Consider the following 20,111-nt stretch of genomic DNA (forward strand, 5'->3'; position numbering starts at 1 on the left):
TCATTTATACCCGGATAGAATTCGGGCGACTCATCGTTCATTGAAGAGGCGTTCGATATGACTATTCACACCACCTCATCCTGCACGGCGTTCGAAGGCGTTCGGCGGATCGCGTCCGGCGCGCTTCGCGACGTCGCGGCCGCGGTCAAGCGCGCGCACGACCGCGCAGGCGGCGAGCCGATTCTCGTATTCGACGATGCGACGAGCAGCCCAATCGAGTTCGATCTGCGTGGCGGCGTCGACGACGTGCTGGCGCGGCTCGCCGACGCGGCCGCAAACGGCGCCGGCGCGGCCGGGCAGGATGACGAACCCGCTGCGGCGCGCAGCCGCGGCCGCCCGAAGCTCGGCGTGATCGCACGCGAGGTCACGTTGCTGCCGCGTCATTGGGAATGGCTCAATGCGCAGCCGGGCGGCGCATCGGTCGCACTGAGAAAGCTCGTCGACGCGGCGCGCCTCGCGCGTGCCGACAACGAACGCGTGCGCCTCGCGCAGGAAGCCGTCTACCGCTTCATGACCGCGATGGGCGGCAATCTGCCGGACTACGAGGAGGCGACGCGCGCGCTCTATGCAAACGACCGTGCGCGCTTCGAGCAGATGATCGCCGGCTGGCCCGGCGACATTCGCGAACACGCGGCGAAGCTCGCGGCTGCTGCGTTCTGCGAAGTAACGTGACAAAACGCGTGCAGAGCGCGACGAAGAGCGCGATCTGACGGGTGACAAAAAGCGCGCAAAAAAAAACCGCTCGCACCGGGGAGTGCGAGCGGAAAGTCGGAGAGTTACAACATCGCTTACGCTTCTCATGGGGTCGCGCAGCCAAAGCAGTGTAGCGACGCGCCCTGATGCCGATAATCAGACTAGTCCCAAAGAATCTCGATCGGGGTCGCTCGCCAAGCGGGCGCATGCGAAGGTTCCTGCTTTAACGCTTAGTCCGCGGCCCTGCAAGCTGGGGTTAGTTGCCTTGTCAGTGGAATTCCCTCTCCGTACACTCGCGCCTGGTACAGCCGCGCATTGCAGCGATCCCGACACGGCCGATCGATGCATAAGCGATAACGCGCCAATAACGAACCAATAACCAGATCAACGTTCACGCCGTATAGAGGAGAACCCCCGCGATGGCCGATTCCTACTTTCCCCGCTGGCGCCTTCAGCTACGAAGCGAAGGCCGCGTCATCGCCACCGACGAGCGGCTGCCATTGCCGCAAATGTTCGCAATGGGTATTCAGCACGTCGTCGCGATGTTCGGCTCGACCGTGCTCGCGCCGCTGCTGATGGGCTTCGATCCCAATCTGTGCATTTTCATGTCGGGTATCGGCACGCTGTGGTTCTTCGTCGTCACGGGCGGCCGCGTGCCCAGCTATCTCGGCTCGAGTTTCTCGTTTATCGCGCTCGTGATCGCGGTCACGGGCTATGTGGGGCATGGTCCGAATCCGAACGTGCCGCTTGCGCTCGGCGGAATCATTGCATGCGGTATCGTCTATATGATCATCGGCGCGGTTGTCGCGGCGTTGGGCACTGCCTGGATCGAAACGCTGATGCCGCCGGTCGTGACCGGCTCGATCGTTGCGGTGATCGGTCTCAATCTCGCACCGATCGCCGTGAAGAGCGTCAGTTCGACCGCCTTCGATTCGTGGATGGCGCTCGTGACGGTCGTCTGCGTCGGCGCGGTCGCGGTGTTCGCGCATGGCATGGTGCAGCGGCTGCTGATTCTCGTCGGCCTGCTGATCGCTTACGCAATCTATGCGATTGTCGCAAACGGCATCGGCATGGGCACGCCGATCGATTTCTCGGTCGTCGCGCACGCGCCGTGGTGGGGCATGCCGCGCTTCACGGCGCCCGTGTTCGATGCGCATGCAATGGCGCTGCTCGCGCCGGTCGCGGTCATCCTGGTCGCGGAGAACCTCGGCCATATCAAGGCAGTGGCCGCGATGACGGGGCAAAACCTCGACCGCTATATCGGCCGCGCCTTTATCGGCGATGGGTTTGCGACCGCGGTGTCCGGTTTTGCGGGCGGCACGGGCGTGACCACCTATGCGGAAAACATCGGCGTGATGGCGGTGACGAAGATCTACTCGACGCTGGTGTTCGTGATGGCCGCCGTGATCGCACTCGTCCTCGGCTTCTCGCCTAAATTCGGCGCAGTGATTCAGACGATTCCTGGGCCTGTGCTCGGCGGCGTGTCGATCGTTGTATTCGGGCTGATTGCGGTGACCGGCGCACGCATCTGGGTCGTCAACAAGGTCGACTTCTCCGATAACCGTAATCTGATCGTTGCCGCGGTCACGCTCGTGCTCGGCGCCGGCGACTTCTCGCTGAAGATCGGCGCATTCGGTCTCGGCGGCATCGGCACCGCGACCTTCGGCGCGATCATTCTCTATGCGCTGTTGCGCCGTAAGCCTGCGCAGGAACCGGTGGTCTGAGCTTTCCTGGGCGGCGCGCGGCGAGCGCGCCGCGCGAGAGCGCTTCGCATCGAAGGTATGCGTTTCCTGCGCGGCCGATCGTCGAACTTCTGTAGACCCTGGTTGCCGCCCGCGTTTGCGCGCCTAAGCTGAGTTCATGCGCGTGTTTTGCGCGGGCCGCGATTTCATCCTCTTTACGAATCGCAGACGACGCACCGTCGCAGTGCGTCGCGCCCCAGATCGACCGCGCAAACCTTGCGAGCGGTGCAAGCGTCGCAACGAAGCCCGTGCGAAAGTGCGCTACCGTGCGCATGGAGCTTGCTTGATGAGCAGCAGCTAATGCACATTTGACGCACGCACATCAGACACGGGGCCCGCGGGATCGCATTCATCGTCACGGATGCGGCTTCGCTCTCGCGTGAGAGGAACGCATGTCCACAGCGCAACAGGAAAGAACGGCCGCGGCGCCGCATGGTTTCGAATTGAGCGTGAGCTCGGGCTTGCAGCGCTTCTCGGTGCAGCACGGCGGGCTCACGTTGACGAGCGTATTCCAGCCTGTCTTCAGCCTCTCGCATATGCGCGCGGTCGGCTATGAAGGGTTGCTGCGCGCACACGATGCATTCGATCGCCCTGTTTCGCCGGTCGATGTGTTCGGCGAAGCAGCGCGGGTCGGCGACGTGCTGCACGTCGATCGGCTCGCGCAGGTGCTGCATATGGAAAACTTCCGGATGCTCGGCGCCGAGCGCGAATGGCTGTTTCTGAACGTGCATCCGGGCGCGCTGACCGATCCTTACCATTCGGCGTCGCTGCTCGCGAATCTGCGGCGGCTCGATCTGTCGCCGCGGCGCATCGTGCTCGAGGTGCTCGAGCAAAGCGCCGTAGACGTCGAGCATCTGGCCGACGCGGTGCGCCAGTTCCGCGAGCGCGGCTTTCTGATCGCGCTCGACGACTTCGGCGCCGGGCATTCGAATATCGAGCGCATCTGGCAGTTGAACCCCGATATCGTGAAACTCGACCGGATCATGCTGTCGCAGGCCGCGCATCGCGCCGATGTCGCGGCGATCCTGCCGGGCCTCGTCTCGCTGCTGCATGAGGCGGGCAAGCTCGTGCTGATCGAAGGTGTCGAGACCGAGCATGAAGCGCATATGGCGCTCTCATGCAATGTCGATTTCGTGCAGGGCTTCTTTTTTGCGCGGCCGGCGCCGGGCATTGCCGATAGCGTGCATGCGGCGTCATGCATCGGCGAACTGAGCGAACGTCACCAGACGCTCGTCGACGCGCGCGAACGGCAAGCCGCGAACCGGCTCGCGCCGTATCTGCGCGCATTCGAGCGTGCTGCCGAACGGCTTGCGGCCGGCGAACCGCTCGACGAAGTATGCTGGAACTTCCTCGCGCTCGACGATGCGGCGCGCTGCTACGTCATCGATGCGAAAGGGCGGCAGGCGGGGCGCAACGTGGTGCTGCGCGCCGATCGGGCGTCGTACGAGACGCGCTTTTTGCCGCTCACCGACGCGCAAGGCGCGAACTGGCTCAGGCGCCCGTACTTTCGCACTGCGATCGACGAGCCCGGGCGGGTGCACGTGACGCAGCCGTATCTGTCGATCAACGAAGCGCTTCCGTGCGTGACGTTGTCGGTTGCGACGCAGATCGGCGATCGAACCTGCGTGCTATGCGGCGATATCGACTGGGGCGACGACGAGCGGTTCTGAGATCATGTCGTTTTTGACGACGACCTGTTCGAAAGCCGAGTCATGCCCGATTCCGATCTGATTCGACCGCGCGCCGCGAAGCGCATCCTGCTCGAGGTCATCGCCACGACCGTTGCCGATGCGAAGGCCGCGGAACAGGCGGGCGCCGACCGGCTCGAGCTGATCACCGCATTCGGCGAAGGCGGACTGACGCCGAGCATCGGCATGGTCGAAGCGGTGGTCGATGCGGTGCGCATTCCGGTCAATGCGATCGTGCGGCCGCATAGCCGGTCGTTCGTATTCGATACGCACGACTATGCTGTCATGCTGCGCGATGTGCGAGCGATCGCGGCGGCGCGTGCGAACGGCGTCGTGATCGGCATGCTGACGCCGACCGGCGAGATCGATCGCGATGGGCTCGCGCGTGCGATCGATGCGGCCGATGGATTGTCGATTACGTTTCATCGCGCGTTCGATGAAACGCGCGATCCGCTACGGGCATTCGACGCATTGCTCGGATTTGGCGCGGTAACGAACGTGCTGACGTCGGGCGGCGCGCCGTCGGCGCTGCAGGCGCAGCAGACGATTCGCGCGCTCGTTGCGCAGGCGCGCGGTTCGCATTGCACGGTGCTCGCGGGCGCGGGGCTCACGGTCGATGCGCTGGCGGGTTTTGTCGCGGCGACCGGCGTGCATGCCGTGCATTTCGGCGGCGGCGTGCGGGTCGGCGGCAATGGGCTTGCGCCGATCGATGCCGCGAAAGTCGTGCGTGCGAGAGCGTTGCTCGACGCCGCTGCCGGGGGTGGCAACTGAAGGCAACGCGTAACCCGGGCCGCCATCCGCGCCGCGCTCACCTCGCCACAACGACTGGAATTCCCTTCAACGCCCCGCCGCCTTTTGCGTCGTCGAGCGCGCGCTGCACGGCCGCACCGGTCGCCGCATCCACGCCGACGCGCGCCGCGAGCTCACGTTCGCTGCGCTTCGCCGCGACGAGGTTCGCGAGCTTCACGTGGCCGTACCCGCGCACACGTGAATGCAGTTCGGCGAGCAGCGCGATGTCGTTCGCGTTGTCGGCGGTGATGACCGTCATCGCGCGTTCGATCGTCGACTGATAGTCGTCGGCGAGTTGCCGTTCCATGCGGCGCTCGGTCGTGCGCCCGAATGGATCGAGCGGCGTGCCGCGCAGGCTGCGACAACGGGCGAGCACGCGCAGCACGGGCCACATCCATTGTCCGAACGTCTGTTTGCGCGGTTCAATGGCGAGCGCGCGTGCTCCGCCGCCGTTACCGCTGCGCTTACCGCCGCCGCTGCCGCGCCCCGCACGTGACAATGCCGGCGGCGCCATATTGAACTTGACGCGAAAATCCTTGCCCGCCACGCCTTCAAACTGCGCTTCGAGCGCGTCACGGAAAGCCGGATCCGCATAGAGCCGCGCGACTTCGTATTCGTCTTTCACCGCGAGCAGACGATAGAAAGTCGTCGCGACGGCGCGCGTGATGCGCTCGCCCGAGACACCGGCTGATCCGCATGCGCGCGCTTCCGCACGCCGCACGGCATCCACGAGCGTGCGAAAACGCGTCACGTAGCCACGCCCGCCGTACGCCGCGAGCCGCGCTTCGCGGTCCGCGATCAGCGCATCGAGCGTCTCGGGCGCCTCGGGCGACACTACGGCGCTCGCTGTCGGCCGCGTTGTTCCCGCATGCCGTTGTTGCCACAACCTTTCAAGCGCCGCGGCATCGCCGGCCGCCATGCGCCCGATCGAAAATGCGAGCTGATTCATCTGCACCGCGACGTTGTTGAGCTCGATCGCCCGCATCATCGCTTCGAGCGAAACCGGCACGAGCCCCTGTTGCCAGGCGAAACCGAGCATCAGAATATTCGCGCCTATCGTGTCGCCGAGAAAACGCGTCGCAAGCGCCTGGGCGTCGCACGCAGCGAGCCGGTCGCTGCCTGCCGCGTGGCGCATCTTGTCGAGCAAAGCGCCTGCGTGCAGATTCGCATCGGGGTTACGCACGAACGCCGCATTCGGAATCGCATGCGTATTGACGACGATTTGCGTGCGCCCATGCCGCACCGTCTGCAACGCTTCGGCGCTTGCGCCGACCACCATATCGCACGCGAGCAGCACATCGGCCTGTTGCGTATCGATACGTACCTGGTTCAACCATTCGTCGCGCGCGGCGAAGCGCACATACGACAGCACCGAGCCGCCCTTTTGCGCAAAGCCCATGAAATCGAGCACCGACGCGCTCTTGCCTTCGAGATGCGCAGCCATGCTGATCAGCGCGCCGACCGTCACGACGCCGGTGCCGCCGACGCCGGTCACGAGGATGTCGTAGGGCGCGGCATCGAGTTTCGCAGCCGGCCGCGGTAGCGCATCGACGCGCGCCGCAAGCGCGTCGACATCGAAGGCAACGCCCGCGGCCTTCTTCAACGCGGCGCCTTCGACCGTGACGAAGCTCGGACAAAACCCGTTCACGCACGAATAGTCCTTGTTGCACGACGACTGATCGATGCGGCGCTTGCGCCCAAGCGGCGTCTCGACCGGCTCGACCGACAGACAGTTCGACTGCACGCCGCAATCGCCGCAGCCTTCGCAGACGGCTTCGTTGATAAAGAGCCGCTTGTCCGGGTCGGGAAATTCGCCCTTCTTGCGGCGGCGGCGTTTTTCGGCTGCACAGGTCTGGTCGTAGATCAGCACGGTGACGCCGTCGATATCGCGCAACTGCCGTTGCACCGCGTCGAGTCCGCCGCGGTGATGAAACGTCGTGCCTTTCGGGAACAGCGCGTGGTGTCCGTCGTATTTCTCCGGCTCGTCGCTGACGACGACGAAGTGCGAAACGCCTTCCGCTTCCACCTGCCGTGCGATCTGCGGCACGGAAATGCTGCCGTCGACCGGTTGGCCTCCCGTCATCGCGACCGCATCGTTATAGAGAATCTTGTACGTGATCGTCGCTTTCGCCGCGACCGCCTGACGGATCGCGAGAATGCCCGAATGAAAGTAGGTGCCGTCGCCGAGATTCTGGAATACATGGCGCGTCTTCGTGAACATCGCGTGCGCGGCCCAATCGACGCCCTCGCCGCCCATCTGGATCAGCCCCGTCGTATCGCGCTCCATCCACGACGCCATGAAGTGGCAGCCGATGCCGGCCTGCGCGATCGAGCCTTCGGGTACCTTCGTCGATGTGTTGTGCGGGCAGCCGGAGCAGAAGTAAGGCACGCGCCGCACCGCGTCGGCTTCGTTCGACAGGATCTGCGGCGCAACGAGATCGACGACGCGCTCGCGCCGGTCGAGCGTGGGCTTGTGGCGCGCGAGCCAGCTCGCGAACACGGGCAGGATCCGCGACGGCCGCAACTCGCCGAGCGCGGATAGCAGCGGTGTGCCGTCCTGCGCATGCTTGCCGATCACCGTCGGGCGCGCGCCGCTCGTCCGGTTGTACAGATATTCCTTGATCTGCTGTTCGACGACCGGACCTTTCTCTTCGATCACGAGCACTTCGGCGAGGCCGCCGACGAACGCATCGATGCGCGTCATTTCCAGAGGGAACGACAGGCCGACCTTGTAGATGCGCACGCCGGCCGCGTCGAGATCGGCGGCGCTCAGGTCGAGGCGGCGCAGCGCTTCCATCAGATCGAGATGCGCCTTGCCGCAGGTGACGATGCCCACATTCGCATGCGGGCTCGGCGCGATCCATTTGTCGATGCTGTTGATCCGCGCGAAATGCCGCACGGCGTCGAGCTTGGCCGCGAGCCGCGCTTCGATCGCGAGACTCGGCAAATCGGGCCAACGGTTGTGCAGGCCGCCCTCCGGTATCCCTTCATGCATCGCGGCGTCGGGGCGTGCCGTCCAGTCGGTGCGCAATGCGTCGAGGTCGACCGTCGCGCCCGATTCGACCGTCTCCGAGATCGCCTTGAAGCCGATCCATGCGCCCGAGAAGCGCGACAGCGCCCAGCCGTAGAGGCCGAACTCGAGCATGTCGGCAATGTTCGACGGATTCACGACCGGCATATGCCACGACATCATCGCGAACTCGCTTTGATGCGGCATCGACGACGACACGCAGCCGTGATCGTCGCCCGCGACCACGAGCACGCCGCCGTGCGGCGACGATCCATACGCATTGCCGTGCTTGAGCGCGTCGCCGGCGCGGTCGACGCCCGGCCCTTTGCCGTACCACATCGCAAACACGCCGTCGACGGTCCGTTGCGGGTCTGCTTCGGCGCGCTGCGTGCCCAGCACCGCGGTGCCGCCGAGCTCTTCGTTGATCGCAGGCAGGAAGCGGATCTTGTTATCGGCGAGCAGCTTGCCGGCCTTCCACAATTGCTGATCGACCATGCCGAGCGGCGAGCCGCGATAGCCGCTGACGAAGCCGGCCGTGTCGAGCCCGCGCGCCTCGTCGAGCGCGCGTTGCATCAGCACGAGGCGCACGAGGGCTTGCGTGCCGGTCAGGAAAATACGGCCGCGCGTTGCAGTCAGGTTGTCGGAAAGGCGATAGTCGGCGAGAGCGGGCGCGCCGTCCTGAGCGCGGTGCGACGTGACGTTCGGGTTGGCGTCCGGGTTGGCGTCCACCGTGACGTCCGGGTTTGCGTCATCGGGTAGGCGAGCCGTCATGAAGAGTCTCCGTTTCCTGTATCCGCATGCCCCGCCGACGGGTGCGATCGGCACGAGATCGGCACGAGCGTCGGCAATGCAGCGAAAGAGACTCTATTTTTTAGCGCCGGACAGAGAGAGTTTTTGCTAAGTTCGCGCGAAGATCGGGCGGCGGCGCGATGGGGCGGATGAATTCAGCCTTTTTTGAGATAAATCTGCCGGATCGCATGCGGAGCGCGTTGCCGCGGTACCTCTTATGCCTGCTCAGTCCGGATCGCATCGCCGGGCGCCAGCGGCTCGAACGGCTCGACATCGTTAAAGCGCGTGTAGTCGACGTGACTGATGCCGCCTTCTTCGCGGATCACGTCGACATAGCGGGACTGCCAGCGGATATCGGCGCTCGGCCATGCATACCGTGCCTGCATCGTCTGCGAGGTATTTTCGTCGGAGCCTTCGATCGTGAGCAGCACCTGGGCGTGCTGGCTCGCGAGCGACTCGGCGGTCTCGCCGAACAGCGGACTTTTCTCGTCGATCACGTGCATGAGGTTCCAGCCGAACATGAACAGCGGATGCTGGTCGCGCACGAGTTCGAGATCGCGAATCCGGCGGATGCGATAGCCCTCCGAGGTCGTTTCGATGCGCATCAGCCGCAGCCGGGCACGCGCTTCCGCGATCACGTTCTGACGCGCATTGGCTGCGCGCACCATCAGCGTGTTGCGGCCTTCGATCGGATGCACGACGGCAAGGCGCGCGAACATGATCTGCGCGCGCGGCCGCGAAAAGCGCGCGAACACGAGACCGGTGGCCAGCGCGATGCCCGACATGCCGACGAAAATTTCGAGCGTGGCGACGAGATGGGCGTAGACCGTCTGCGGATGCATGTCGCCGTAGCCAACAGTCGCGAGCGTTTCGACGCTGAAGAAGAACGCGCCGACGAAGTCCTGCGGAGACTGGTTCGCGATCGGCGCGTGGCCGAGCATATAGAGCGATGCGAAGCCGGTGTTGAGCACCAGAAACAACGCCGCGAGCGATGCGAAGAACGTGGGCCACTTCATCGTCAGCGCGCGGTGGTAGAGATCCTGCCAGACGCGCAGCGGCAATCCGTGCGTGACGATCGTATGTGCGTCGACGTGCGTGGTGCGATTGATTACGCGGTTGCTTCGGTGACCGGAGCGTCTCGGTTTGTCTGTCCGGTTTGGCATGCCGCTCGACGACATCGCGTTCTCACGGTGGTTGAAAACGCGCAAAGCGTAGCACGCGGCATGCGTGCGTCAGGTCGATTTTTGTCGCGGCGCGTTACGGGAACGCACGCGGCTTCGGAATGCCGGCGCCATGGTCGATGTCGGCCACGGCCTGGCGCCGCGCCGATTCGACAGCCTCGGCCTCGCTCGCGTAGCCGGCGTCGCCGCCCACGGTCGTCCAGCGCTGCACTGCGTGGTCGTTGTGCCGGATCTCGTATTCGGCATCCCAGCGCGCGCCTTGCAGCGCGAGCGGCCGCACGTGAATCGAATACACGCCATAAAGGAAGAGCGGTTCAGCCATGTTCGTCTCCGCCTGATGATGAGCGGAACGGGACGCGGCACGGGGCGCCGTTCGCAGCGAGCGGCCCGCATGCCGCGCGCGCCCGCTAGAGTTCGATTTCGCCGAGGATCCGATGGGCAAGCGCCTTTGCTTCTTCGAGCGCTTCTTCGGCACTGGCCGATACGCTGCCGACTTCGTAGACCGTGTTCTCGGTCTCGTCGCCTTCATCGCGCTCGAGCGCGACGACGCCCTGGTAGCGTCCACCGTCTACCGGCCGCACCGATGCCGTGGCCGTGTAGATCCCTTTCGTGTAGGTGACGTCCTCCATGATGCATCTCCTAGGAAGGAGATTCCATCCTAGCACGGCGTGTCGACGCTTTCAGCGCGGCGGCGCTCATGCCGGCGCGCCGGCTTGCGGCTTCGGTCTCGGGATCAGTCGCTCGTCGCGCGTTCAGTCGCGCATTTAGTCGCGCATTAGTCGCGCATTAGTCGTTTAGCAGCGACACCACTTCGTCGAGCGTCGGAGAATGCGCGCCCGAGTGGCGGCACGCGGCCGCGCCCGCGGCGAGCGCGAACGCAAGATGCTCGTTCCATTTGCGCTGCGGCGCGCTCATGAGGCTGAACAGCAGGCCGCCGATCGACGCGTCGCCGGCGCCGACCGTGTCGACCACTTCGACGCGCGGCGGCGCCGCTTCGACGATCAGCCCGCCGTCGATCAGCGTTGCCTTGTCCGCGCCGCGCGTGACGAGCACGATCGCGTCGGGGTTCATCGTGCGCAACTGGTCGAGCGCGTTCGCTTCGCTGGTTTTGAACAGCATGCGCAGGTCCTCGTCGGAGACCTTGATCAGGTCCGCGAGCGCGGCCATCTTGCGCAGCGTCGGCTCGTAGCCGTGCTCCATCAGATTCCGGTAATTCGGGTCGAAGCTGATCTTCACGCCGCGTTCGCGCAGTTGCGCCGCGAGATCGACGAGCGTCGTGCCGAGCGGCTGCCGCACGAGGCTGATGCAGCCGAAGTGCGCCCACTTCACCTGCGCTTGCCAGTCCTCGGGCAGCAGCGCGGGATCGAACGCGAGGTCCGCGCTGTTCTCGCCCATGAAGAAGTAAGCGGGCGGATGCGTCTGATGCACGATCGCAAGCAGCGGCGGGTGGTCGACGCGCTGCATGAAGCGCATGTCGAGGCCCGCGGCGACGCTCGCGTTCCACAGTTCGTCGGAGAAGCAGTCGGTGCCGAGCGACCCGGCGCATGCGGTCGGCAGGCCCAGGCGCGCGACCGCGCGCGCGACGTTCCAGCCGGCGCCGCCCGGATGCGACAGCCACTGCGAGTCGCCGGTGCGCACGAGGTCGGTCAGGATGTCGCCGGCCGATACGAAAACAGGTAATGCAGTGCTCGCGGTCATGGTGCTCACCGTGCGGTTCGATTCAGGGAAAGAGCGGCCTGCGCGGTGACATCCGCGGTTTGCGCTTCGGTTGCGGGATCCGGCAACGCGTGCATCAGCACTTCGTAGCAGGCGCCCATCGTGTGATAGTCGGTTTTGCCGGCCGGACTTTTTTCGTCGCTGTACTTGCGGTTGTCGCAAGTCAGGATGCGGTACCACGCGCCGTAGCGGTGATCGACGAAATAAGCCCAGCTGTAGCGCCACAGTTCGTCGTACCAGTCCCAGAAACGCTCGTTGCCGGTGCGCTTGCCGAGCAGTGCCGCGGCCGCGAACGTCTCGGCCTGCACCCAGAAGTACTTGTCGTGATCGCAGATCGTGCGGTCCGGGCCGAAGCCGTAATAGAGACCGCCGTGGTCGTTGTCCCACGCGTACGTCATCGCCGCGTCGAAGAGCTCGATGGCGCGCGGCAGCAGCCACGGCAGCGGGCGGTGCCGCTCGAGAATCAGCAGAAGCTTGGCCCATTCGGTCTGGTGGCCGGGCTGGAAGCCCCACGGCCGGAAGATGTTCGAGCTGTCTTCCTCGTTGTAATGCCAGTCCACCGACCAGTCCGCGTGATAGTGCTCCCAGACGAGCCCTTGCGACAGCTTCGCCTGGCGGATCGTCATATTGGTCGCGACGCGTTCCGCGCGGTCCAGATAGACGAGGTGGCCCGTCGCTTCATACGCGGCGAGCAGAGCCTCGGTTGTGTGCATGTTCGCGTTCTGGCCGCGATATGTGCTCACGCGCCAGTCGGCCGTCGCTTCGTCGGCGTAGAGCCCCGCGGCTGCGTCCCAGAAGCGGTGCTCCATCAGCTCGAAGGTGGCGGCGATCATCGGCTTCGCTTCCTCGATGCCGGCCATATACGCATGCGCGTACGCGAGCAGCACGAAGGCGAGGCCGTAGCAGTGGCGCGTGCCGTCGAGCGTGCGCTTGTGGCCGTCGCGCCATTCGAGCTCCCAGTCGTAGCCCTCGTTATGCGCGTCCCAATGCGCGTCGCGCAGGAACTTGAGGCCGTGGCGCGCGTATTCGAGGTGCTGCGCATCGCCGAACTGCCGGTACGCCATCGCGTAATTGAACACGTAGCGGCAGCTGCTGACGAGGTGGCGCGTCGTGCGGTCGTAGATCGAGCCGTCGTCGCGCAGGAAATGGAAAAAGCCGCCGCTCGGATCGAGCACGTTCGGCGCGTAAAACGCGAGCGTGTGCCGGATATGCGCGAGCAGGAAATCGCGGTCGCGGTAGCTCGTGACCGGCGGCACGCCGGCAGCGGTCGCTGAATCGGAACGAAGTGCGTCGGAAAGAAGCGTGTCGGATCGGGTCATGACGGATTCACCGAGGTACTGGCACGAACAACGAGATTGACGGGCAGGCGCACTTCGGCTTCGGCCGGGGCGTCTTCGAGCAGCAGCTCGATGCCGCGCCGGCCGAGCGCTTCCTTGTCGACGGCGATCGTCGACAACGGCGGCGTGGCGTGCGCGGCGGCGGGAATGTCGTCGAAACCGATGATCGCAATGTCGTCGGGCACACGCAGGCCGCGCGCGGTGCAAGCGCGCAGCGCGGCGAGCGCCGCCGCGTCGTTATACGCAAAGACCGCATCGGGCTTAGCGCCCGGCGCGTCGAGCAGGCGCTGCATTGCAAGCGCTGCGCCCGTGGCCGGGTCGAGTCCCGCGTCGATCGTCACTTCGAGCGACGGATCGAACAGCAGCCCCGCTTCGAAAAACGCGCGCCGGTAGCCGAGCGCGCGCTGCGCGATGCTGTAGTGCGCGAGCGATCCGCCGATAAACGCGACACGCGTGCGCTTCTGCGCGAACAGATGGCGCATGGCGAGCGCCGCGCCCGTTGCGTTGTCGAGGTTGACCGAGCGCAGGCCGGGCGCCCACAGGTCGATCAGGACGAGCGGGCGTTGCATCGCGGCGAGCGTCGCGAGCGTTTCGGGCTCGACGAAGCCGGCCACCGCGATCGCGTCGGGCGCATGCAGCCGCATTTGCTGCGCGACGTCTTCGGTCGGCCCGGCGGTCAGCACCGACGGCACGATGCCGCGCTCGCGGCACGCGTCTTCGACGCCGTGCAGCACGCTCGAGAAAAACGGGCTCGCGGCGAAATTGTTGTGCTGACGGTGCAGCAGGAACGTGAGCCGGCGAATCCGCGGGCGCAATTGGGCGGCGTCGTAGCCAAGCCGGCGCGCCGCTTCGACGACGCGCACGCGCGTCGCGTCGGAGAGGCCCGGCTGGTTTTTCAGCGCGCGCGAGACGGTGCCGATCGACACGCTGGCCTCGCGGGCGACGTCGCGAATCGTAGTTGCCATGGATGATTTCGAGGCCGCGCGCGAAGTGCGCGACGCGGCAGGATTCAGGTTCGGGCGATTGTATAGTAAAACGATGCTCAAAAACCCTCAGAATCATGGCTTGGACACGCGTAAATACCCGTATAGCTAGCGTTTTGGTCGTAAGTGTGTGTTTAGTAAAAATGCTAAACAGCTCGGTTTCATTCGGCGCGTTCGGCGGATTGGTGACGAGCACACGAGCACAAGCGCGCTGCCGCGGTCACGCGCGCGTGCGCGCACCGCGCGCTTTTCCATGCGGAGCAAGCGCAAGGCGTGAAGCTGTCTGTCTTGTCGGGAGGCGCGGTGCGGGTAAGTCGGCGTCCGCGCAGCGGCAAAGCCTGAACGTCGCGAGCGGCGTTCAGTCCATCGTCGCGTGCGATGCTTCGGCGCGGCCGTGCATCAGCGGCTCGCTTTCGCCCGCGTCGATCAGCACGAGCCCGGACGATTCATGTTTCGCGCGGCGTTTCGCCAGCGCCGCCACCGATGCGATGTCCTCGCTCGTACACGGTGCATGTGCGCCGTCCGGCCGCACATGCACGCAGCCGATCGCCATCGTGACGAAGCCGAAGAAGGTCGGATTGCCGCGCCGGTCCTCGCCGTGGATGCCGCCGGCAAGACGGTCGCCGGGTGCGTAGAAGCGCTGCGCGCCTTCGTTGAATGCATGAATCGCGCGCTGCGCACGCGCGATGCAATCGTCGCTCTGGAACAGAACGAGGAAATCGTCGCCGCCCACGTGGCCGAGGAAATCGCGCGTCGGATCGCAGACGTCCGCGAGCACGGCGGCGGCGAATTTCAGCACCTCGTCGCCTTGCCAGTAGCCGTACTGGTCGTTGAAAGGCTTGAAGTGGTTCAGATCCACGTAGCACGCGTAGAAGCCGGCGCCGTTGCCGAGCAGCCGCGCGATGTGCGAGCTGATCGGAATATTGCCGGGCAGGAAGGTGAGCGGATTCGCGTAGCGCGCCGCTTCGATGCGCACCTCGGTTACCGCGCGCACGAGGTTTTCGCCGGTGCCGAGGCCTGCGTATTTGCCGTTGTCCGTTATCACGAAGCCGTCGGCGAGATAGCGCTGGTCGTCGCTCGCAAGCAGCTTCGCCATCTGCTCGACCGTCATCGATTTCTCGATGATGACGGGCGACGCATTCGCAAACAGCAGGCACGGCCGTTTGCCGAACAGCTCGCGGTGATACGGCAGCGCGTAGCGGTCCATGAATGCGCGACGGTTGATCAGCGCGACCGGCTCGTCATGTTCGACCACCGCGACCGCATGCAGATGCGGGAGCCGGCTGAAGAGCTCGAGCACGTCGTTGTTCGTCGCATGGCGCGGCAGCGCGGGCGCGTGCACCATCATCTTCGCCGACGCCATGCCGCCCGAGGGCGACGCGGCCAGCGTGCGCGTCGCCTCCGGGAACACCGCGATATGGCCTGCGCGAATCGCCTGCCGCGCGTCGTCGGCGACATTGCGCGGCGGCCGCGCGTGCGGCTTGCCGAAGAAATAACCTTGCCCGCAGCCGATGCCCATGTCGCGCACGACGATCAGATCCGCTTCGTTGTCGATGCCTTCGGCGACGAGCGTCGCACCGCTCGCATTCGCGAAGTACTGCATCGCCTTCACCGCTTCGAACTTCAGCGGATCGCTCGCAATGTCGTGAATGAAGAAGCGGTCGATCTTCACGACGTCGGGCCGCAGCCGCACCCACAGATTCATGCTCGCGTTCGCGGTGCCGTAGTCGTCGAGCGCGAATTGCGCGCCCGCCGTGCGCAGCGTCGCGATCGCGGGCAGCACGTGGTTGACGTCGGGAATCGCACTCTGTTCGGTGAGCTCAATGACGATGCGGCTCGCGTCGACCCCGAGGCGCCTCAGCAGCGCGAACGTTTCGTCGCGCGCATCGGCGAGCTGGCGGATCGCGCCCGCGCTGAAGTTCAGGAACAGCTTGCCGTCGTAGCGAAGCCGCGCGAACGCCTCGATGCAGGTGTGCGCGGCCGCGTGCTCGAGCGGAATCACCGCGTCTTCCGCGGCCGCCTGCGAGAACAGCGCGAGCGGCATTTCGAGATCCGAGCCCTCCGGCCCGCGTATCAGTCCCTCGTAGCCGACGATCGCGCCGCCGTCGAAATCGACGATCGGCTGAAACACGGCGGACAAGCTGCGCTGGGCAATCAGATCTGCAATGCGGGAAGCACTGGACCGGGCGGGCGAGCGAAGTGACATGACGGACAGCCGGACAGGGGACGTTCGGCATATCGGCGGCGGCGCTGAAGTCTTGAATGAACTTTTAATGAATTCCGCATAGATATCGCGTTCGTCTTGCGCGAAACGTCTCGCGCTTTTTGCCTATCCCATCCGGCCAGGCTGACGGCAAACGTGTGCGCACGGTCAAATAACGTCGCAACAACACACGAAGCAACGACGGCACGTAAAACAGGAACCGCCTTGAAAGCCGCGCTACGCGGCGTTCGAAAACAGTCTCAGGGAGAGAGTGAATGAAGGTCTTATCACGGTCGAGGTCCAACCCCGCCGCCGACGGCAGCCGCTGCGTCCTGCTTTCCGGCGCGCTTCTGGGCGTTCGTTTCGCGCGCGCCCCAGCGTTGGGCGAGCGCCGCGCAGGTCATCAGCTGGATCTGATGGAACAGCATGAGCGGCAGCACGGCGGCGCCGACCGCATGGGTCGCGAAGATCACCTTCGCCATCGGCACGCCGGCGGCGAGGCTCTTCTTCGAACCGCAGAACGTGATCGTAATCTGGTCGGCGCGGTTAAAGCCCAAGCGCTTGCTGATAAACATCGTGAGCGCAAGCGCGAGCGCGAGCAGCACCGCACACGCAACCAGCAGCCCGCCAAGCGCCGAAAGCGGAATGTGGTGCCACAGGCCTTCGGTTACCGCTTCGCTGAACGCGGCGTATACCACGAGCAGGATCGAGCCCTGATCGACGTACTTGAGCACGCCGCGGTTACGGTCGACCCAGTTGCCGATCATCGGGCGCAGCAGCTGGCCCGCCACGAACGGCACGAGCAACTGAAGCACGATGTTCCAGACGGTATGCCACGGCGAAACGCCGCCAGCTGTCTGGCTCGCGACGATGACGCTCACGAGCGCGGGCGTGACGACAATGCCGAGCAGGCTCGAAGCGGACGCGCTGCACACGGCGGCTGGGACGTTCCCCTTGGCTATCGACGTGAAGGCGATCGACGACTGAACCGTCGAAGGCAGCGTGCAAAGGAAGAGGATGCCGATATAGAGCGATGGCGTGACGATCGGCGCAAGAAGCGGCTTGAGCGCGAGGCCGAGCAGCGGAAACAGCGCGAACGTGCATAGCAGCACCACCACGTGCAGGCGCCAGTGCGTCGCGCCGGCGATGATCGCCTCGCGCGACAGCTTGGCGCCGTGCAGGAAGAACAGCAGGCCGATCGCGACGTCCGTGACCCAGTTGAACGCCGCCGCGGCCTGTCCGTGAACGGGCAGCAGGCTGGCAAGAATCACCGTGCCGACGAGGCACAGTGTGAAATTGTCCGGAAGCAGTTTCGGGCGAGCCATCTTTGAAATCTCGATGCGGGTGAGGCGCACGGTATTAGGGAAAACGCTTATTTTCCATGCATTGGGATTAAATATGCAAATTCATTTGCCGAATTGATTGATGCGAACGGCGCATGAAAGGTGCCGGCCAGTCATGCCAGTCATCGAAAGGATGGGATCGAGCGTCGGGCGATGCGTCGGCGGCGGATTCGCGCTCGTCGAAAGAGGCATCACTGAGTATTGGCGAGGGGCCGGCGAAAGCGCAGTCGGCGGGGCTGCGAATGTGGGCCGTTTCCACTTCCGTACGCGCGCTTTCCCGCCCTCTTTTACGCCTCGCGGAAATCCCGGTCAGCCCCGTCAGACGTGCGTTACAGACAAGTCATTTGTCCGAGAAGCGAAGCGGTAACATGGTGTTACAACCCTGCTCAGGGCATAACACTTTTTGCCTCGACAGGTATGACGAGGCGCCCATAAATTACTGCTGAAAGGCCATTGGGACGCCCGTATTTCCGGATTACCGGAAAGCGGTTTTCGCAGCGTTCCATTCAGCAGGTAATTGATCGTGAACGCAGGGTTTTCTCGAGCGAAGTACTGGCTTTCGGGCGTGTTGGTGGCGGCCGCGGCTTCGCTTGCCCATGCGAACCCAATGCTCTCGCCGCGTGATGTGCCGCGCCATAACGCAGCTACCTCGTATCGTGCGTACAGTGCGACGCTCGTTGCGGCGCCGCGCATTCCCGCGTTCGACAATGCATCCGAAGTTCGCGCGCACAGGCTGCCTGCCGTGCAATACGCCGGTGTCCAATACGCGGGCGCGATCACACCGGTCAGCACCGAAACGCGCGGCGCAGCGCGTCCGCCGTCGAACAGCCAGGCGATGCACGCGGGCTCGATCCGCGACGATGTTGCGCGCTACAACGAAGAGCGCGTGTCGCGGCAGATCGCGCATCCGCCGGGCGAAGGCAGCCGGCCGCCGGGGCCGTCGCCTTACCGCAACTGAGCGCAACTGAGCGCAACTGGGCGCCACTGAGCGAGAGCGCAACCGAGCGGGACTCAGCGGCACTGAGCGAGAGCGCAACCGAGCGGGACTCAGCGGCACTGAGCGTGCAAAGTGCAACCGGCTGCGCGGCCTGCGTGTGCCGCCACCGTGTCCAGGGCCGATCCGGGCCGCCACTCCTCCAATTGATGTAAGCGCGCCACACCGCGCGCAACGCGCGGCATATTTATTGCCGTTCGCGATCCGCTCGCCCGCTCCCATGCGGCGCCGCGACATAAATCGCGGGCCTGCGCCTTTCCTCTTTGCGTCGATCCCGACAGCTCGCCTGCAGAGGCGGGTGCCTCCTCGTGCCGCACCGCAAGCAACGCCCCCGTCCACGCACGGCTTCAGCACTGATCCGTCAGCCAGGCTATCGGGCCCGCTATACCCGCAATAAGTTTCCGCGTTTTTGTCCAGAAAAATGGCCGGCAAAGATGGCCCGGCCCAGATCGGCCCGACGCCCGCACCGGTTCCTCGTGACGGATCGGCGAGCGTCCTGCTGCACAGCCCCATCCATTTGACAAAGACAGGAGAACCCATGAAAACAGCGGTCAGCCGTGCAATCAGGTGTACTTCACGCACGGTGCTGAAGGCGGGCGCCATCGCCGCGCTCGCAGCTGGCGCGGCTTCGCCGGCGTACGCGCAATCGAGTGTGCAGCTCTATGGTCAGGTCGACGAATGGGTCGGCGCCCAGAAATTTCCGGGTGGCGAGCGCGCGTGGCAGGTGTCGGGCGGCGGGATGTCGACGTCGTACTGGGGAATGAAGGGCTCCGAAGATCTCGGCGGCGGCGTCAAGGCGATCTTCGCACTCGAGGACTTCTTTCGCGCGCAGAACGGCCGTTACGGCCGCTTCGACGGCGATACGTTTTTCGCACGCAACTCGTATGTGGGCATCGAATCGCCCTGGGGCACGGTGACGGCCGGACGGCTGACCACGCAGCTGTTCGTGTCGACGATTCTTTTCAATCCGTTTATCGATTCGTACGTGTTCTCGCCGATGGTCTATCACGTGTTCCTCGGCCTCGGCACATTCCCGACCTATACGACAGACCAGGGCGTGGTCGGCGATTCGGGCTGGAACAACGCGATCCAGTTTTCGTCGCCGAGTTTCAACGGACTCTCCGGCAGCGCGATGTACGCGTTCGGCAATTCGGCGGGACAGAACGGCGCGAAAAAATACAGCGTGCAGTTCCTGTACTTCAACGGTCCGTTTGCGGCGACCGGCGTCTATCAGTACGTGAACTTCAACAGCGATCCGGCCGACCTCGGCACGCTCGTGTCCGGCATGAAGAGCCAGGGCGCCGGCCAGTTCGGCGTGACCTACGACCTCAAGTTCGTCAAGTTCTACGGCCAGTACATGTACACGACGAACGACCAGCAAACCGGCAGCTGGCACGTGAATACCGCACAGGGCGGCGTGACGGTGCCGGCGGGGCCCGGCACCGTCATGGCCTCGTACGCATACTCGCGCGACAGCGGCGGCCTCGACCAGACACGTCAGACGGCGGCGTTCGGCTACGACTATCCGCTGTCGAAACGCACCGACGTGTACGCGGCCTATCTGTACGACCATTTCTCCGGCCAATCGAGCGGCGACACTTTCGGAATCGGCATGCGCACGAAATTCTGAGCGGCGTCGGGCG

At 64.9% G+C, this 20,111-nt stretch carries 15 protein-coding genes; 6 read left to right on the top strand and 9 right to left on the bottom strand.

Going from position 1 to position 20,111, the window contains the following annotated elements; genetic code table 11:
• The first annotated feature begins 57 nt into the window (after positions 1–57).
• The 4 genes from QYH69_RS23150 (at position 58) to QYH69_RS23165 (ending at position 4,894) form a co-directional block, all read left to right on the top strand.
• Entirely contained in the window at positions 58–672 is a 615-nt protein-coding gene (locus QYH69_RS23150; protein ID WP_308834078.1) for a DUF2239 family protein, read from the top strand.
• A 440-nt stretch (positions 673–1,112) separates the two neighbouring features.
• On the top strand, positions 1,113–2,417 hold the full coding sequence (locus tag QYH69_RS23155; RefSeq protein WP_308834079.1) for a solute carrier family 23 protein: 1,305 nt from the start codon (positions 1,113–1,115) through the stop codon (positions 2,415–2,417).
• 410 nt (positions 2,418–2,827) lie between these two features.
• The gene (locus tag QYH69_RS23160) at positions 2,828–4,105 is read left to right on the top strand and encodes an EAL domain-containing protein (RefSeq protein WP_308834080.1); all 1,278 of its coding nucleotides are present in this window, start codon (positions 2,828–2,830) and stop codon (positions 4,103–4,105) included.
• A gap of 42 nt (positions 4,106–4,147) precedes the next feature.
• Positions 4,148–4,894 carry a copper homeostasis protein CutC gene (locus tag QYH69_RS23165; RefSeq protein WP_308834081.1) on the top strand — a complete coding sequence of 249 codons (747 nt, stop codon included), beginning with the start codon at positions 4,148–4,150 and terminating at the stop codon, positions 4,892–4,894.
• A gap of 37 nt (positions 4,895–4,931) precedes the next feature.
• Here the strand turns inward: QYH69_RS23165 and QYH69_RS23170 are convergent, their stop codons facing one another.
• The 9 genes from QYH69_RS23170 to QYH69_RS23210 form a co-directional block, all read right to left on the bottom strand.
• Positions 4,932–8,693: an indolepyruvate ferredoxin oxidoreductase family protein gene (locus QYH69_RS23170; RefSeq protein WP_308834082.1), complete on the bottom strand. Its 3,762-nt coding sequence runs from the start codon at positions 8,691–8,693 to the stop codon at positions 4,932–4,934.
• Between the two features lie 233 nt (positions 8,694–8,926).
• Positions 8,927–9,727: an ion channel gene (locus QYH69_RS23175; RefSeq protein ID WP_308834170.1), complete on the bottom strand. Its 801-nt coding sequence runs from the start codon at positions 9,725–9,727 to the stop codon at positions 8,927–8,929.
• 241 nt (positions 9,728–9,968) lie between these two features.
• Complete coding sequence (locus tag QYH69_RS23180) at positions 9,969–10,214, bottom strand: hypothetical protein (protein ID WP_075155570.1); 246 nt, start codon at positions 10,212–10,214, stop codon at positions 9,969–9,971.
• Positions 10,215–10,299: 85 nt separating this feature from the next.
• Positions 10,300–10,521, bottom strand: a complete 222-nt coding sequence (locus tag QYH69_RS23185; protein WP_075155571.1) for a hypothetical protein — start codon at positions 10,519–10,521, stop codon at positions 10,300–10,302.
• Between the two features lie 157 nt (positions 10,522–10,678).
• Positions 10,679–11,590 carry a carbohydrate kinase gene (locus tag QYH69_RS23190; RefSeq protein ID WP_308834083.1) on the bottom strand — a complete coding sequence of 304 codons (912 nt, stop codon included), beginning with the start codon at positions 11,588–11,590 and terminating at the stop codon, positions 10,679–10,681.
• Positions 11,591–11,595: 5 nt separating this feature from the next.
• Complete coding sequence (locus QYH69_RS23195) at positions 11,596–12,927, bottom strand: AGE family epimerase/isomerase (RefSeq protein ID WP_308834084.1); 1,332 nt, start codon at positions 12,925–12,927, stop codon at positions 11,596–11,598.
• On the bottom strand, positions 12,924–13,910 hold the full coding sequence (locus tag QYH69_RS23200; RefSeq protein WP_308834085.1) for a LacI family DNA-binding transcriptional regulator: 987 nt from the start codon (positions 13,908–13,910) through the stop codon (positions 12,924–12,926). Before QYH69_RS23200 ends, QYH69_RS23195 begins: the two co-directional genes overlap by 4 nt.
• Before the next feature lie 376 nt (positions 13,911–14,286).
• Positions 14,287–16,134 (bottom strand): phosphodiesterase, encoded by a 1,848-nt coding sequence (locus QYH69_RS23205; RefSeq protein WP_308834086.1) that lies wholly within the window; start codon positions 16,132–16,134, stop codon positions 14,287–14,289.
• A 284-nt stretch (positions 16,135–16,418) separates the two neighbouring features.
• Entirely contained in the window at positions 16,419–17,456 is a 1,038-nt protein-coding gene (locus QYH69_RS23210; RefSeq protein ID WP_308834087.1) for a bile acid:sodium symporter family protein, read from the bottom strand.
• A 541-nt stretch (positions 17,457–17,997) separates the two neighbouring features.
• Here QYH69_RS23210 and QYH69_RS23215 point away from each other — a divergent pair.
• On the top strand, positions 17,998–18,432 hold the full coding sequence (locus tag QYH69_RS23215) for a hypothetical protein (RefSeq protein ID WP_308834088.1): 435 nt from the start codon (positions 17,998–18,000) through the stop codon (positions 18,430–18,432).
• A gap of 574 nt (positions 18,433–19,006) precedes the next feature.
• Positions 19,007–20,098 (top strand): porin, encoded by a 1,092-nt coding sequence (locus tag QYH69_RS23220; protein WP_308834089.1) that lies wholly within the window; start codon positions 19,007–19,009, stop codon positions 20,096–20,098.
• Positions 20,099–20,111 lie beyond the last annotated feature (13 nt).

The organism is Paraburkholderia sp. SARCC-3016 (assembly GCF_031119615.1).
Classification (GTDB): Bacteria; Pseudomonadota; Gammaproteobacteria; order Burkholderiales; family Burkholderiaceae; genus Paraburkholderia.

Excerpts from the sequence above, each read along its gene's own strand:
- QYH69_RS23170 (WP_308834082.1), bottom strand. The coding sequence starts at position 8,693 with ATGACGGCTCGCCTACCCGATGACGCAAACCCGGACGTCACGGTGGAC.
- QYH69_RS23150 (WP_308834078.1), top strand. The coding sequence starts at position 58 with ATGACTATTCACACCACCTCATCCTGCACGGCGTTCGAAGGCGTTCGG.
- QYH69_RS23195 (WP_308834084.1), bottom strand. The coding sequence starts at position 12,927 with ATGACCCGATCCGACACGCTTCTTTCCGACGCACTTCGTTCCGATTCA.
- QYH69_RS23155 (WP_308834079.1), top strand. The coding sequence starts at position 1,113 with ATGGCCGATTCCTACTTTCCCCGCTGGCGCCTTCAGCTACGAAGCGAA.
- QYH69_RS23200 (WP_308834085.1), bottom strand. The coding sequence starts at position 13,910 with ATGGCAACTACGATTCGCGACGTCGCCCGCGAGGCCAGCGTGTCGATC.
- QYH69_RS23220 (WP_308834089.1), top strand. The coding sequence starts at position 19,007 with ATGAAAACAGCGGTCAGCCGTGCAATCAGGTGTACTTCACGCACGGTG.
- QYH69_RS23210 (WP_308834087.1), bottom strand. The coding sequence starts at position 17,456 with ATGGCTCGCCCGAAACTGCTTCCGGACAATTTCACACTGTGCCTCGTC.
- QYH69_RS23160 (WP_308834080.1), top strand. The coding sequence starts at position 2,828 with ATGTCCACAGCGCAACAGGAAAGAACGGCCGCGGCGCCGCATGGTTTC.
- QYH69_RS23180 (WP_075155570.1), bottom strand. The coding sequence starts at position 10,214 with ATGGCTGAACCGCTCTTCCTTTATGGCGTGTATTCGATTCACGTGCGG.
- QYH69_RS23165 (WP_308834081.1), top strand. The coding sequence starts at position 4,148 with ATGCCCGATTCCGATCTGATTCGACCGCGCGCCGCGAAGCGCATCCTG.
- QYH69_RS23175 (WP_308834170.1), bottom strand. The coding sequence starts at position 9,727 with ATGAAGTGGCCCACGTTCTTCGCATCGCTCGCGGCGTTGTTTCTGGTG.
- QYH69_RS23190 (WP_308834083.1), bottom strand. The coding sequence starts at position 11,590 with ATGACCGCGAGCACTGCATTACCTGTTTTCGTATCGGCCGGCGACATC.
- QYH69_RS23185 (WP_075155571.1), bottom strand. The coding sequence starts at position 10,521 with ATGGAGGACGTCACCTACACGAAAGGGATCTACACGGCCACGGCATCG.
- QYH69_RS23205 (WP_308834086.1), bottom strand. The coding sequence starts at position 16,134 with ATGTCACTTCGCTCGCCCGCCCGGTCCAGTGCTTCCCGCATTGCAGAT.